This is a genomic window from Klebsiella sp. CN_Kp066 (assembly GCF_040065135.1).
In the GTDB taxonomy this organism is placed as follows: Bacteria; Pseudomonadota; Gammaproteobacteria; order Enterobacterales; family Enterobacteriaceae; genus Klebsiella; species Klebsiella oxytoca.
Genome location: NZ_JBEAIU010000037.1, coordinates 100,755 through 115,887 on the forward strand (window position 1 = coordinate 100,755; position 15,133 = coordinate 115,887).

Annotated in this window: 14 protein-coding genes and 1 pseudogene; 9 read left to right on the forward strand and 6 right to left on the reverse strand. The window is 55.4% G+C overall.

Annotation, left to right across the window (positions count from 1 at the left end; genetic code table 11):
- The first annotated feature begins 29 nt into the window (after window positions 1-29).
- The 7 genes from ABLV75_RS14640 to ABLV75_RS14670 are packed head-to-tail and all read left to right on the forward strand — an operon-like array spanning window position 30 to window position 5,884.
- The gene (locus tag ABLV75_RS14640; protein ID WP_004101535.1) at window positions 30-464 is read left to right on the forward strand and encodes a nuclear transport factor 2 family protein; all 435 of its coding nucleotides are present in this window, start codon (window positions 30-32) and stop codon (window positions 462-464) included.
- On the forward strand, window positions 461-1,180 hold the full coding sequence (locus ABLV75_RS14645) for an SDR family NAD(P)-dependent oxidoreductase (protein ID WP_004101533.1): 720 nt from the start codon (window positions 461-463) through the stop codon (window positions 1,178-1,180). The genes ABLV75_RS14640 and ABLV75_RS14645 overlap by 4 nt, the downstream gene beginning before the upstream one ends.
- Window positions 1,177-2,436: an FAD-dependent oxidoreductase gene (locus ABLV75_RS14650; protein WP_017146024.1), complete on the forward strand. Its 1,260-nt coding sequence runs from the start codon at window positions 1,177-1,179 to the stop codon at window positions 2,434-2,436. Before ABLV75_RS14645 ends, ABLV75_RS14650 begins: the two co-directional genes overlap by 4 nt.
- Window position 2,437: 1 nt before the next feature.
- Complete coding sequence (locus ABLV75_RS14655; RefSeq protein ID WP_004101529.1) at window positions 2,438-3,160, forward strand: DUF1365 domain-containing protein; 723 nt, start codon at window positions 2,438-2,440, stop codon at window positions 3,158-3,160.
- On the forward strand, window positions 3,157-4,380 hold the full coding sequence (locus tag ABLV75_RS14660; protein ID WP_265815933.1) for a cyclopropane-fatty-acyl-phospholipid synthase family protein: 1,224 nt from the start codon (window positions 3,157-3,159) through the stop codon (window positions 4,378-4,380). Before ABLV75_RS14655 ends, ABLV75_RS14660 begins: the two co-directional genes overlap by 4 nt.
- On the forward strand, window positions 4,377-4,910 hold the full coding sequence (locus tag ABLV75_RS14665; RefSeq protein WP_265815932.1) for a DUF3833 domain-containing protein: 534 nt from the start codon (window positions 4,377-4,379) through the stop codon (window positions 4,908-4,910). The genes ABLV75_RS14660 and ABLV75_RS14665 overlap by 4 nt, the downstream gene beginning before the upstream one ends.
- Before the next feature lie 14 nt (window positions 4,911-4,924).
- Window positions 4,925-5,884: a DUF523 and DUF1722 domain-containing protein gene (locus ABLV75_RS14670; RefSeq protein ID WP_024274071.1), complete on the forward strand. Its 960-nt coding sequence runs from the start codon at window positions 4,925-4,927 to the stop codon at window positions 5,882-5,884.
- A gap of 64 nt (window positions 5,885-5,948) precedes the next feature.
- On the opposite strand, the pseudogene ABLV75_RS14675 reads toward ABLV75_RS14670, so the two are convergent.
- Window positions 5,949-6,286, reverse strand: a pseudogene (locus ABLV75_RS14675) (carbohydrate porin); the annotation flags it as partial.
- Between the two features lie 1,066 nt (window positions 6,287-7,352).
- Between ABLV75_RS14675 and ABLV75_RS14680 the strand changes: the two are divergent.
- Both ABLV75_RS14680 and ABLV75_RS14685 read left to right on the forward strand, forming a co-directional pair.
- Window positions 7,353-8,792, forward strand: a complete 1,440-nt coding sequence (locus tag ABLV75_RS14680; protein WP_163470950.1) for an MFS transporter — start codon at window positions 7,353-7,355, stop codon at window positions 8,790-8,792.
- 55 nt (window positions 8,793-8,847) lie between these two features.
- Window positions 8,848-10,527 (forward strand): glycoside hydrolase family 43 protein, encoded by a 1,680-nt coding sequence (locus ABLV75_RS14685; protein ID WP_004101515.1) that lies wholly within the window; start codon window positions 8,848-8,850, stop codon window positions 10,525-10,527.
- Window positions 10,528-10,675: 148 nt separating this feature from the next.
- Here the strand turns inward: ABLV75_RS14685 and tssE are convergent, their stop codons facing one another.
- From tssE to ABLV75_RS14710, 5 genes are all read right to left on the reverse strand, one after another.
- Window positions 10,676-11,167 (reverse strand): type VI secretion system baseplate subunit TssE, encoded by a 492-nt coding sequence (tssE, locus tag ABLV75_RS14690; RefSeq protein ID WP_004101512.1) that lies wholly within the window; start codon window positions 11,165-11,167, stop codon window positions 10,676-10,678.
- Window positions 11,167-11,706, reverse strand: coding sequence for a type VI secretion system lipoprotein TssJ (gene tssJ / locus ABLV75_RS14695; protein WP_004101511.1), 540 nt, complete (start codon window positions 11,704-11,706; stop codon window positions 11,167-11,169). The genes tssE and tssJ overlap by 1 nt, the downstream gene beginning before the upstream one ends.
- Window positions 11,684-12,769, reverse strand: a complete 1,086-nt coding sequence (gene tssG, locus ABLV75_RS14700) for a type VI secretion system baseplate subunit TssG (RefSeq protein ID WP_004101510.1) — start codon at window positions 12,767-12,769, stop codon at window positions 11,684-11,686. The genes tssJ and tssG overlap by 23 nt, the downstream gene beginning before the upstream one ends.
- Entirely contained in the window at window positions 12,733-14,493 is a 1,761-nt protein-coding gene (gene tssF / locus ABLV75_RS14705) for a type VI secretion system baseplate subunit TssF (RefSeq protein WP_348855008.1), read from the reverse strand. Before tssF ends, tssG begins: the two co-directional genes overlap by 37 nt.
- Before the next feature lie 172 nt (window positions 14,494-14,665).
- Window positions 14,666-14,848, reverse strand: a complete 183-nt coding sequence (locus ABLV75_RS14710) for a hypothetical protein (protein WP_032744880.1) — start codon at window positions 14,846-14,848, stop codon at window positions 14,666-14,668.
- Window positions 14,849-15,133: the final 285 nt, after the last annotated feature.

The window sequence follows — 15,133 nt, forward strand, 5'->3', positions numbered from 1 at the left end:
TGCTACATTGTTTACTCAGGAAGTGACCTATGCGTCCCTCGTCGTCCGCCATCAGTCGTTTTAGCGCGTACTATGCCACGCTGGATACCCAGCCGCCCTCAGCGCTGGCCGAGCTGTACCATGCCCATGCCGTGCTGATCGATCCTTTTGGCCAACATCAGGGACTGGCCGCAATCCAGGATTACCTTTCACACCTGCTGGCTAACGTGGATCACTGCCGTTTCACCCTCGATGCGCCGCTCTGCGCCGGTCAACGCTTTGCCGTCGCCTGGACCATGCACTGGTCGCATCCGCGACTTGCCGGCGGAGCGGCGCTAGAGCTTGCGGGATGTTCAACGGTCACCATTGAGGACGAACGCATTATTCATCAGCGTGACTACTACGACGCCGGAGAGATGCTGTATGAACATCTTCCCCTGCTGGGATCGGCGGTGCGCGGCGTCAAGCGGAGGGTGCGGAAATGATGACGGTTCTGATCACCGGCGCCAGCTCCGGCATTGGCGCCGGGCTCGCCAGATCCTTTGCTGCGGATGGTCATCTTGTCATTGCCTGCGGCCGCGATCCGTCTCGTCTGGCGGCGCTACAGCAGCACAGCCCCAACATCCGCGTCCTCTCATTCGATATGACGGACAGAGATGCCTGTCGCCAGACGCTCGCTAACTGCCGCGCCGATTGGGTCATTCTCTGCGCCGGGACCTGCGAGTACCTCGATCGCGGCATGGTTGATGCCGGGCTGGTTGAAAGAGTCATCACCACCAATTTTCTCGGGCCGGTGAACTGCCTGGCAGCGCTTCAGTCGCAGCTGTCAGCCGGGAATCGCGTGGTGCTGGTGAGCTCGATGGCGCACTGGCTGCCCTTTCCACGGGCCGAGGCCTATGGCGCATCGAAAGCGGCGCTAACCTGGTTTGCCAACAGTCTGCGCCTGGACTGGGAGCCACGAGGGATCGCCGTCACGGTCGTTTCGCCTGGGTTTGTTGATACCCCACTAACGCGTCAGAACGATTTTTCAATGCCTGGACAGGTGAGCGTGGAGCAGGCGGTGAAAGCCATTCGCCGCGGCCTGGCGAAAGGTCACGATCGTATTGCCTTCCCGACTGGCTTTTGTTTGCTTCTGCGCCTGCTGGCCGGGCTTCCTGAAAGTCTTCAACGCAAGCTGTTACGCAGGATGGTACGGTCATGAAAATCGCGATTATTGGCAGCGGGATTGCCGGGCTGACCTGCGCATGGCGTCTTGCCGCGCAACACCAGGTAACCCTGTTCGAAGCTGCATCCACGCCGGGAGGGCACACCGCAACGGTGGATATCGCCACGCCGCAGGGTACGTGGGCCATCGATACCGGATTCATTGTGTATAACGATCGCACCTATCCGCACTTTATCGGCCTGCTGAGCGAGCTGGGGATCCGCGGCCAAAAAACGCAAATGAGCTTTTCGGTCCATAACCCGCAGAGTGGCCTGGAGTATAACGGTCATAGCCTGAGTTCGCTTTTCGCCCAGCGACGCAATCTGCTTAAGCCGGCCTTCTGGGGTCTGCTGAGAGAAATCGTCCGTTTTAATCGGCTGGCGAAGCAGGCTCTGGGAGGCGCGTTCGACCCGGCCGCCACGCTACAGACCTTCCTCGAGCGCCACCGCTTTAGCCCTTTTTTTGCGCGCCACTACATTCTGCCGATGGGGGCCGCTATCTGGTCTTCGTCGCTACAGGAGATGCGTCGCTTCCCGCTGGCGCTGTTCTTACGCTTCTTTGATAATCACGGCCTGCTGGATATCCGCCAGCGTCCGCAGTGGTACGTGGTGCCCGGCGGCTCGCGCGAATACGTCCGCGCCCTGCTTGTCCGGTCTGGCGATCGCCTGAGCCTCCGCCTCAATACGCCGGTGCAAAACGTTATCCGCGGTCAGGATGGCGTGACGTTGCAACTGGCAACGGGAGAGGAGCATTTCGATCAGGCGATCTTCGCCTGCCATTCGGCCGATGCGCTGGCCATGCTGGCGGAACCCACCGTCGCCGAACGCGAGATTCTGGGCGATATCGGCTGGCAGCGCAACGAGGTTGTTCTGCACAGCGATCCCCGCTGGCTGCCGGTGCGTAAGCGCGCCTGGGCCAGCTGGAACTATCGCCTGAGCGAGCAGGATCAGGCCAGCGCCTGCGTCACCTACAACATGAATATTCTTCAGGGCCTGCCTGCCGACGCCCCGCTGTTCTGCGTCACCCTCAATCCGCCGACGCCGGTGGACCCGCGCTTCGTCTGGAAACGTATGGTCTATGAACATCCGTTGTTTAATCCACAAAGCGGGTCGGCTCAGCTGCGGCGCGAGGAGATCAACGGCCGCCAGCGGAGCTGGTTCTGCGGCGCGTACTGGTATAACGGCTTCCATGAAGATGGCGTGCGCAGCGCCCTCGATGTGGTCAACGGCATCGCCGCGACGGAGAATCGCTGAAATGAACAGCTGCCTGTATGAAGGGGTATTACGCCACCGCCGTCTCCAGCCGAAAGCGCACCATTTTCGCTATCGCATCTTCATGGCCTGGCTCGATCTGGATGAACTGGACCTGCTCAGCGAAGTGGGTATCCGCCGCAATAGTTTTGCTGCCGCCTCTTTTTACGATGCGGATTACCCGCTGGGTACGCCGCTGAAAGCGCAGGTTCTGAATCGGCTGGAAAGCCTGACCGGCGCGCGTCCGGATGGCCGCGTTATGCTGCTGACCCAGCTGCGCTATCTGGGCTTTCATTTTAACCCGGTCAACTTTTACTACTGCTATGACGGCGCAGGCGCCCTGCGCTGGGTACTGGCAGAAGTGCGCAACACGCCGTGGAATGAACGGCATTACTACGCCGTGGACGGCCAACGGACGCGTCCGCTGGATAAGGCCTTTCACGTCTCGCCGTTTAACCCGATGGACATGGTCTATCACTGGCGATTCAACCGGCCCGGTAAAACGCTGCATATGCATATTGAGAACCATCAGACGGCAAAAGTCTTCGATGCCACGCTGGCCCTGAGCCGTGAACCCTTAACCCGGGCCAACCTGCGAGGGCTGCTGCTGCGCATTCCGCTGATGACGCTGAAAACCGTTCTCGCGATTTACTGGCAGGCGCTACGGCTGTGGCTCAAGCGCGTGCCGCTGTACAACCATCCTGTCAGCAGGAGTGAACGCTCATGACCGATCCCGTTTTTGCGCTTGAGCCCGATATCCCGCGCAACGTACGTATCGCGCGCTGGTTGCTCTTTCGTCTGTTGAGCGGCATTCGTGAAGGCTCGCTCACCGTTCGCGAAGGGGCGCAGACCTTTCACTTTGGCGACCCCGCCGCGACGTTACGCGCCGACGCGCAGGTCCTCTCCGCGGGCGTCTACTGGCGCTTACTCACTGGCGGCAGCCTTGCCGCGGCGGAGGCCTGGATGGACGGAGAATGGGAGAGCCAGCAGTTGACGCAGTTGCTGCAGATCCTGGCGCGCAACGGCCAGGTGCTGGGGCGGCTGGAGCGCGGCTTCCGGCTACTGGGCAAGCCCGTAGAACGACTGCGCCACTGGACGCGCCGCAACTCGCGCGCGCAGGCGAAGGTGAATATCGCCGCCCATTACGATCTGGGCAACGACTTTTACGCCCGCTTTCTTGACGACGAGCTCCTCTACTCCAGCGCGCTGTTTACCGATGACGGTCAGGATCTCACCCAGGCCCAGCGGGCCAAAATGGCGCGCCTGTGCGAGCGTCTGGCGCTTACGCCCGGCGATCATTTGCTGGAGATCGGTACCGGCTGGGGGGCAATGGCCGAATTCGCCGCTCGTCATTACGGCTGTCGGGTCACCACCACCACCCTGTCGCAGGAACAGTTTCAGTGGGCCAAAGCGCGGATTGCCCGCGCCGGGCTTCAGGATCGCGTCGACGTGCTGCTCTGCGATTACCGCGATCTCACCGGCCAGTACGACAAGCTGCTGTCGGTGGAGATGATTGAGGCCGTGGGCCAACGCTATCTGCCGGCTTTTTTCCGCACCTGTCAGGCGCGCTTGCGTCCGGGCGGCAGGATGGCGATCCAGGCAATCACCATCCAGGACCAGCGCTATCGCGGCTACAGCAAAAGCGTGGATTTTATTCAGCGCTATATCTTTCCGGGTGGATTTTTGCCCAGCATTACAGTGATGAACGAACTGATGACGCGCCATACCGATTTTGTGATGCGCGATCTGTTCGATATGGGCCCGGACTACGCCCGTACCCTGGCCCACTGGCGGCAGCGTTTTCTCCACGCCTGGCAGGATATCGAGAAGCTTGGCTTTGATGAACGTTTCCGCCGCATGTGGCTTTATTACTTCGGCTACTGTGAGGCCGGATTTAACGCCCGCACCATCAGCGTCGTGCAGCTCACCGCGGAGCGAACATCATGAAACGCATTTTGACCCTTGGCCTCGCGCTGCTGATGCTGGCGCTGGCGGGCTGCAGCGCCGAAGTGACCGATTATCGACAGCAGCAGCCGGCGCTGGATATCTTCCACTATTTTCAGGGTAAAACCGAAGCATGGGGGATGGTGCAGGATCGCCATGGCAAGCAGCTACGCCGCTTTCATGTTGAGATTGACGGTGAGGTTGTTGGCGACACGCTGACGCTACATGAACGCTTTGTCTACGATGATGGCGAAAAGCAGCAGCGGGTATGGCGCATTCGCCGCACCGACGACAACCGTTATCAAGGCACCGCTGGCGATATTACCGGCGTGGCGCTTGGCCAGGCATCGGGCAACGCTTTTCACTGGCGCTACAGCATGAACGTAAAAGCCGAGGGTAGCCGCTGGCTACTCGATTTCGACGACTGGATGTTCCTGCAGGACGGCGTGCATCTGTTCAACAAAACGGAAATGAAGAAATTTGGCGTTACCGTCGCCACCGTCACCCTTTTCTTCACCCGGACAGCACAATAAAAGAGGATTATGCCATGAGCACACAACCTTTGATTGGGATCAGCGGATGTTTGACCGGTGCAGCCGTGCGATTCGACGGCGGGCATAAGCGAATGGGATTCGTGATGGATGAGCTGGCGCAATGGGTCGCGTTTAAGCCCGTCTGTCCGGAGATGGCGATCGGCCTGCCCGTTCCCCGGCCTGCGCTGCGGCTGGTCCAAACTCGCGAAGGGGATATCCGCATGCGCTTCACCCATGCTCCGCACGACGACGTAACGGAGAAAATGGCCGATTTTGCCAGCGCCCACCTTACGACGCTGGGCGAACTGTCGGGATTTATCGTCTGCGCCAAATCACCTAGCTGCGGTATGGAGCGCGTGCGGCTGTATGATGATAAGGGCAATCGCGGACGTAAAGAAGGCACAGGGTTATTTACCGCCGCGCTGCTGGAGAAATATCCCTGGCTACCGGTAGAAGAGGACGGCCGCCTGCACGATCCGGCGCTGCGTGAGAATTTTGTCGAAAGAGTTTTTGCCCTGCACGAGCTCAACTGCTTGCACAAAAGTGGCCTGACGCGCCGTGGGCTGCTGGATTTCCATAGCCGCTATAAGCTTCAGCTGCTGGCTCACCATCAGGCGGGTTACCGGGAAATTGGCCCGTTCGTTGCCTCGCTGCATGAATGGGAGGATCTGGAGGCTTTCTTTGTGGCGTACCGCGACAAATTGATGGCGATCCTGAAAAAGCCCGCCTCGCGTAAAAATCACACCAACGTACTGATGCATATTCAGGGCTACTTCCGTAACCAGCTGAACAGCCGCCAGCGCGGCGAGTTACGCGACGTGATCCTCAACTATCGCTCCGGACTGCTGCCGATCCTCGCACCGCTAACGCTGCTTAAGCACTATCTGGCGGAATACCCGGATCGTTACCTGCAGACGCAGAACTACTTTGATCCCTATCCGCAGGATCTGGCCCTGCGCCTGACGGTGAATTAAGTCTACAGAACCCGCGAACAGGCCGGCGCAGGCCAGCCTGTTCGCGTAGATGCCGACAGACCTGGAACCACGCCTCAAACATCCCGCCGACGTTTAACGAATGCAGCCGTTCGACGCTGCTGTCGTTCACTTTGGCGATGTGCTTATTGTCCACCCGGCCGCCGGGGACGTAGAAGCGCAGCATCCGGCGGCTCTCCGCCCCCATGCCAATGGCGATGTTTTGCGACAGCGTCAGCTTCCAGCCGCGGTTATCGCCGCCCCGATCGTAATCGACGCGCTGATAGCTTGCTTCCAGCCAGGTCGAATGCACATCGTTCCAGAAGTACATTGGCCGCACGATGGCGCCATCGTTTTACGGTTGTCGCTAGTGTCCTTGCCGTTGTCATAGTCGCGGAAGGCCAGCGGCGATAACCGCCATCGTTGATGTAAGTTTTTTATCATTGTCATGTTTATCTCAAGACAGGTTAATCTTATTCAGATAATAACAATCCCATTCCGGGCAGGCAGAATATGCCGCTATTATGAGAGCAATTTAATTTTTATTTTGTCCGGCCAGTGAGGTTTTTTCACTATTCGGGTTGTCGCGCCTCCCTAATAAACGTGTCATCATTTATGCTAATCCGTATAAATCTACCCTAAGGATAATTCGCTGACCAGCAGTGAACTCAGTAACGGCTCAGGCATTTGCGACGGAACGTATATCCTTATTCCAACAGCCCCCTGCTATTTTTCATAGGGTATAAGGAAAACCCTGCGGATATATCCTTACGATTATTGCGGCATATACCCGGCAAGTCTTCATCGGCTGCATAAATGCAAAACAGTATGGGTAAAAACGTTATTGTCCCGTCCCTCTCCTTTTCGACTGCATGCCTTTATTGCAGCGCAAGCGTCCACAAGGCTTGCGGAGCGCCCAAACACCCGTCGGCAGTGATGGACGTATTAACCTGCGCTACCGCCAGGAACACCGTAACGACTCGACTGCGACAGCGCCGCGCTGGTGGTATAAACGCTGACCGTGCCCCTCGCAAAATACCGTTGCATGCTAAACGCCAAAATCAAGGGAAAAGTAAATTAATAATTGTGACACATCCTCTATTCTCCTGCCCGGTCATTGAATTACGTTATTTCACTCAGCGATTAAGAAAAGCCCCAAATGTGAGCCATCTCGCAAATAACAGCTTTATATATTTAACACTCGGGGAGCTATCTGGCGTACATTTTATGCAGGAATGCAAGTTGTAAGGGATAAAATGGTGGTTTTAGAAAATTCCAACGCAGGCGGAATAGCATTTTTGTGTAGCGACTCAACATACTCTGGAGTTGCCTTTGCTTTGATGATCACAGAAGTAAAAAAACATAATAAATTAATTTAAAAACGTAATAGATTCTTCGAGATCATTTATGTCAGAAAGTGTTACACATCTACACAGCAAGCCGGAGTCTGCTCAGCATGGGTAAAAACATAATGCAAAGTCGCCATGACGAATATCATAAATTAACTCGCGGGGAACGTATTGGTTATGGGATGGGCGACTTTGCTCAAAACCTGGTTTTTGGCACAATTGGCGGTTTTCTTGCTCTGCACATGCTGACGGTCAATACCATCAGTACAGCAACGGCAGGGTTTATATTTCTTTTTGTCCGCATCATCAATGTCTTTTGGGATCCGATGGTGGGAACTTTCGTTGATAAGAGAACATCGAACGCCGGGAAATACCGTCCCTGGCTGCTCAGAGCCGGCGTGCCGCTGGTGATCCTTTCCGCTTTACTTTTTGCCCCGATCCCCGGCGTCCGCGGTTCAGTCCCTTTTGCTTTTATCATCTATCTGGCGCTGGATTTAGTCTATTCGCTCGTGAATATTCCTTATGGTTCACTTAACGCTTCACTGACGCGCGACCCGGAATCGATTGATAAGCTCACCAGTACGCGAATGATGCTGGCCAACAGCGCCAACCTGCTTGTCTATACTCTGTTCCCGATGTTTGTACAAATGGCTTCGCCTAAAGATCGCAGCCTGAAGGACACCGGTTTTTTTGGTATTGAACTCAATCTGGGTAACTATACCGATCCTTCTGCGAACTATGCCTGGTTTGGCGTTTACTCAATTTATATGTTGATTGGCGCGGTGGCGCTTTTCATCTGCTATAAATTCACCAAAGAACGTGTGGTGGCGACAGCGGAACAGACGGCTAACGTCAAAACCACCGATCTTTTTCTTGAACTCAAACATAATCGCCCGCTGGTTATTCTCGGACTGTTCTTTATGCTGGCCTTTACGTTCATGTTTTTTATGAACACGGTAAATGGCTTTTTCAATCAGTACGTTGTTGGCCATTCAGAATGGATGGGGGCAGTTGGCCTGGTCGCCTCTATTCCGGGCATTGCTTTCCCCATTTTCTGGCCGCGACTCAAGAAAATTTTTGGCAAAAAAGGGTTCTTCCATCTTTTTCTGGCCATGTTCATTGTCGGTGAATTATTAACCTATATTTGGTCGCGCGAGGGTATGCACGATGCGCTGTGGCTTGCTTACATCGCGACATTTATTAAACAGTGGGGCTTAACGTCAGCGACCGGCTTCATGTGGGCGCTGGTGCCGGAAGTGATTGCATATGGCGAACTAAAATCGGGCAAACGAAACGCTGCCATCATTAACGCTATTATGGGGCTCTTTTTTAAGATTGGCTTTACTATCGGCGGCGCGTTTCCTCTGTGGTTGCTGGCCGTTTATGGCTTCAATGAAACCGGCGCCCGGCAAAGTGCCAGCGCAATCGAGGGGATTATAATGACCGCAGTTTGGATCCCGATTGCTTTGGCGATTATTTCAATGATCATTATCCAGGTTTATCCCATCTCGGACAAAAACGTGACCGATATCAATCGTCAGCTTGATGAGATACGCGTGTAGTTAAAAATATAAATCTGACGCAGTTGGAACTTTTAAATAAAAAAGGTGTAATGATATGTCTCTTATTCAAAACCCTATTTTACGTGGGTTTAATGCCGACCCCAGTATTATCCGTGTCGAGGACACTTACTATATCGCCAACTCTACATTTGAGTGGTTTCCTGGCGTTCGTTTACATGAGTCAAAAGACCTTGAGCACTGGAATCTTCTCCCTGCGCCTTTGTCAACGACCACCCTGCTGGATATGAAAGGCAACCCCTCATCCGGCGGCATCTGGGCGCCGGCGCTCTCCTGGGCCGACGGTCAATTCTGGTTAGTCTATACCGATGTCAAAGTCACCGAAGGCGCCTTTAAAGACATGACTAACTATCTGACCACCGCGACCGATATTCGCGGCCCCTGGAGCGATCCTGTCAAGCTTAACGGCGTGGGTTTTGATGCCTCTCTTTTCCACGATGATGATGGCCGAAAATATATCGTGCAGCAAACCTGGGATCATCGCGAATATCACCACCCTTTTGACGGCATTACGTTAACCGAACTGGATACCAAAACCCTGAAATTAATGCCAGGAACCGCGCGTACCATTTATCATGGGACTGCCGTTGGCCTCGTTGAAGGGCCACATCTCTATAAGCTCAACGGATATTATTATCTTTTTGCCGCTCAAGGAGGAACCGTATTCACCCACCAGGAAGTGGTTGCCCGCTCAAAAACGCTGGAAGCCAACAGTTTTACCACCGAACCGGGAGACGTCTTCTTAACGAATGTTGATACGCCAGACAGCTATATCCAAAAGCAAGGGCATGGCGCCTTAGTTTCTACCCCAGGAGGCGAATGGTACTATGCCTCGCTCTGCGCTCGTCCGTGGAATCGCCCTGGCGAGTCGGTCTACGATCCTCGCGGCTGGTCAACCCTCGGCAGAGAAACGTCGATCCAAAAAGTGTACTGGGATGAAGATGGCTGGCCGCGTATTGCGGGCGGTCACGGCGGTAAAACGTTCGTCGAGGGGCCGAAAGACGCCATTTATACCGAAAGTGCAGAGGATCGTAGCCAGCACGACGACTTTACCACGCCGACGCTCGATCCCAACTGGAATACGCTGCGGGTGCCCTTTAGCGAGAAAATGGGTACTACCGGAGACGGAAAGCTCACCTTAATCGGCCAGGGCTCTTTAGCCAATACGCACGATCTGTCGCTGATTGCCCGACGCTGGCAAGCCTTTTATTTTGATGCCCAGGTAAAAGTAAAATTTGATCCGTTCAACTACCAGCAAATGGCAGGATTAACGAATTACTATAACGATCGCCACTGGAGCTTTGTGTTTGTTACCTGGAATGAAATTAATGGAAGGGTCATTGAAATAGGGGAAAATAATCGCGGAAAATATACTTCCTATCTGAAAGATAATGCCATTAAGGTGCCAGAGCATGTCGAATATGTCTGGTTGCGCAGCAAAGTCAGGAAGGAAACGTATAGCTATGAATATAGCTTTGATGGCGTCGCGTTCACTGAAATCCCGGTCAGGTTAGATGCCGCTATCCTTTCAGATGACTATGTCTTGCAGAGCTATGGCGGTTTCTTTACCGGAGCGTTTGTTGGCCTTGCGGCAGTCGACTACTCCGGCTATGGCGCCAGCGCTGAGTTTTATCATTTTGATTATCAGGAACTTGGCGATTCGTTAGTTGGTAATGAGGTTTATAGCTGGGAAGCCAATGAGTTACGTAGTTATTAAACGACCCGCTGGTTAGGGGTAGCCAAACGTCTCTGTAAGCGGAGCTGGCGCGGCGGACCGCGCCAGCTCGCAAGAAGAGCGTCGATGGCGCGTTTTCATCTTTAAAGCGCATCATTCCCCGGCGGGCACGGGCCACCGCCGGTTCTCATCAAGCTTCAGCGTTGGACGAACTGATGATACCAGCCTGCAAAGCCTGGATTGCGGAACGGGCCTCCAGGTAATGCTGCTGCTTCAGATGACGAATAAGCACCCTTCCCTCGGGCATAAATACGGTACCATAACGTACCAGGCCAATACCCCTCAGCTCAGCATCAAGCCCATAGCGCAGCTTGCCCGCCATCGCCTGCGCCAGCAGAACCACCTTCACTTTCTTTAGCCTGGGCTCATATTTAAGCAACACGGTCGACAAGATGCTCATCAGTTCATGGGCCGTCCCTGGCATACCCTGCAGAATTTTAGTCATATCCGGCAGGCCGTAATCCGGAAGATGCGCCAGCGTCCCGGCGCGACAGTTAACAATGCGCTGCATATTATCCAGAACCGACAGAATCACCTGGGTTTCTTCGCTCACCTGGTCCAGTGCAGTCCCTCCGGCAAAATTGCCGTAGAGCATTTCATACAGAGAAGTTCCCCCCATCATCAGTCATCCTTCTTCGGTTGCAGCGTCAGACGATGTTGGCTGGCTTCAATAACGCGTGGTTTGTCCGGATCGAGGTCGTCGCGTCTCAGTACCAGCTTCCAGTCATTCCTCACCATATCCGGCGCCCGAAACAGCCCCACCACCGCGATAAACTGCGTTCTTTCATCCATCGGCATGTCGAGGCTGGCGTCTGCGCCGGGTTTCACCACCAGGCTATGGCTGGCAAGCAGTTCGTTTCCGGCTGCATTATCACCTTCCGAAGCCAGCTGCTGATAGAGCAATTGATCAAACGCCTTACGGTCCCTGAGCTGGTACACCCATACCATCACCGGCTGGGAGAATGAGGCATTTTCCCGCTCATCGGTGTTCAGCTCCGCCCGGCCAGTCACGTCCAGATGCAGGGTTTTTACCGGTTTATAAAAGACCGATTTCACTACCGATGAGGTGCCGTCGCTAATTTTCTGCATCAGGCCACACCCCGTCAGCATTAACGGTATAAGTAGTAAGGTAGATCGCTTAATCGAAGTGATACGCAACACGTTGGTTTCCTTGTTGTAAAGTTGCAGACGGCATTCCGTTATAGTTGCCTGGCTCAATAGTAAAAGCGGCGGGGATATCGGGCGGGATCGTTTCCCCCTCCACACCCAGTACCCCCGTCATGCCGAGCATAAAAGGGGAGTCGCCCAGCACCGGCGCAGCCAGTAGCTGAGCAGGAACGGTCAGCTGTATCCGCGCCTTATAGCGCCACCCGAGATAGACCCGCAGCAGGACCACAAAGTCCTGATATAGCTGCCCTTCCGGTAACCATCCCTGCGTCTCGGCAATATCATCCGTGTTCAGCGCAATCAACAGCTGGCTGCTGATCTCTGTCGTTTCATCGCCCAGCACGTTATAGCCATCAAGCAGAAAATCGTCATTGTCGTAAAACCCCAGAGGATGGCTGATGGAAAACGGGCGCGGAGAGTGCGGCGTGACGCGGGCCTGCGTGCGGGGAGCCAGCAGCCGTACCAGCGCCTGCACGCCCTCTTCGGTACGCGCAGGCAGGCGCATGATGCCGAGCAGCGCCAGAAAACGCGACGTCGGAGTGGCGATATGCTTTGCGGTACCCGGTATGCCCAGACCGATAAGTCCCAGTAGACTCTGCGAGGTGCTGTCCCTGCCGCCCGCTTCAAACGTCGCCGGGTACGAATATTTTCGCCAGATGCGATAGAACTGCGTCAGAATGCGGTGGTTAAAGATATCGAGAAAGGCCTCCTGCGCTTCGTGCCCTTCCCGCTTTCGGGCGATATCATCGAGCCATGCGGTGGGCAGGGGTGAGTCGACGCCGTAGAGCCCCATAAACGTCGTACGCACCGTCGGCGGCGCATCAGGATGATACTCATCATATTCCACCGCTTTTAGCTCGCTAACCGGGAAGCCCATTCCCGGATGCGGGCGAAAACGTACCGGATCGCTGGCCGGGTTCAGAGTACCGCCCAACGGGGAGGCTTCCGGGTGACGCTTTTCCAGTAACTGGCAGAAGCGGTAGAAGTTAATGCGATGGATTTCCCGCTCCAGCCGGGGACTCAGCCGGGAATACGGCGGTTGTGGTTCTCCTGCCATTCGAGACGTTCTCCCCCAGGTTGTAGTATCAGAATCAGATGGTTGAACAGATGAATATCGGTATAGAGCGCGAAGAAGCGGTTCAGCATTTCGCCAAACAGGCAGATATCGCCGTGCCCGGCGAAGCCGCTGCTGTCGAGGGTCACCTCAATCTGTACGCCGCGCAGAAAATGGCCCTGCGCAAAACGTTCCACCTCGCTGTGCCTGACATCAACAATCGCCTCCAGGCGGCGGCGATTCATCTCGTTATCGGTCCAGTCATAGAGGGCCAGCGCGCCGCGCAGCACGTCGGCGTTATCCATCATCCACAGGAAGCTGCTGCCGAGATGACTCAGTACTCGCCAGTGAAATCGGTCGCGATCCGGCGGATAGCACGGCAGCGTCGGAGCGCAAAGATTGCGCAGCTGGATAGGCGTGGCGGTGGATTTCACCACCGTATCCAGCAGCGCGCTCTGTAGCGCCCGGCGCGGCAGTTGACCATTAGTGCCGGTCAGGCTGAGCGATAGCTTTTCATGCTCAGGTACGCTGTGGTTATCAAACGCCTCGCCGCCGAGCATCAGCCAGGTGTCGTGCAGCCCGGAAGGACCGGGCTTCACCCGCGTATGATAGTAATATTCCGGCGCATCATGGCGCAGCATGCCCCCTTTGTGACGGAAGCTGGTAAAGGGCACATACGTCTGATGGCCGGAATGGCGCGAGGAAGTGACCGAATCCACGGAATAAATCTCGGTATGACCATCCTGGATACGCATCGGGCGCAGCAGATATTCGGTCTGCAACGAGTCCAGGTGCAGCGGATCGGACTCCAGAGGGAACAGATTAATCACCGGCGCGCAGTGCAGGCGCAGATTTTTCTCCGACAGCGCATATTCGTGCGGCCACTGTTTCTCCAGCACGATATCAATTTCAAACCACGCCAGAACCTCAGGGAAATTCACATTTTCCAGGCCGCGCAGCGTCACCGACATAAATTTTTCCCGGAAGGAAAAATACTCCAGCAGCAGCTGATAACCGCTGAAGCTGCCGCTCTCCGGCAGTAGCGCCTCATCCTGACTGAAACCGCAGACGGCAAAACGGGCGTCCAGCGTCCTGCGTTCGGCATTGCCGGGGAGGCGAACATACGTTTTCGCCACCCGGAGCGTCAGCGCCTCATGCAGAGCGCAGGCCAGCGGCGCATCGGCATTCAGATACAGCGGGACGCGGCTTACATCGATGCGGCTCCAGTCTGCCAGCGAGCTGCACTCAAAGCGCAGGCGGATAAGCGAGCGCCCGTCCGCTTCCGTCGACATCCCCGCCCGGACAAGCGACATGGGGAGCAGGGTCAACGGTTGCGTAGTGGTGTAATGGCAACGGGTGCGCTTTTCGCCAATAGGCTGCGAAAGTATGCCAAAGCCCTTTTCTATGCGTAGAGGTTCTTTCAGTTCATGCCAGTCCGCGGTGAATTCGACAATGGAGAGCGAAGGAATGGTACGCAGGTAATGTGGCCAGATCATGCTGACCAGACCGCCGGTCAGTTCCGGCAGATCGTCGTCGAGTTTTTCCCGCAGGCGGCCCATCAGAAAGGCGAAGCCTTCAAACAGGCGTTCCACATACGGGTCGCGCGCGCCCGCTTTGTCGAGATTTAAGGCCGCTGCCCGGTCAGGATGGGCGCGGGCGAATTCTTCACCTGCTTCACGCAGGTAACGCATTTCGGCGTCAAAATAACGCAGAGTTAAGTCATCCATAGAATTTTATGCTGTGCCTTGTAGCAACGTGAACGCGTTTTGTTAAAAGCGCGGGAAGGAAGAACGATCTGATACACCTTTAGCAGCATCACAGCTCATAGGTATCGTTCATCATTGAGGCGATAAACCGAACCGGGCCAGGACAGGAACTTTTATTATGCAACGTTCCGGCCTACCCCAGGCCATCAAGACTGTCTCCAGGAATAGAGCCAGCGATCGTGTATATGCACGGATGTTGACCACCCGTTACCCGGTCTATTTCACGCGCAACCGGTACGCCCAGAATAGTGAACCGGCAGATAAATCCGCCGCAGGTAGTTCTGTCAACGCGAATCAAGTCACTCCCTTTCGCCATTGCGCTCTCCTTAATGGGTCGATATTCAGATTACTGACGCACTACCCGCCGTTCTGAGCGATAAGACAGATCTCAGTACGCCAGGTAACAATACTCTCTCCGGCCGTAACCGGATTTGTTCTGCTTCGCCGCGTCCCGTCTCCGACACAATAGCTTCATACGAGGGGGGGCATTTCCAGCCACGCCGAAGAGGTCTTAAGACCGTCAAATATCGTCGCGGCTGGCCGCCGCCGGGTTCATTATTCACTCACCTCCCCCGCGTCATACCCCTCTTCATCCGTGCGG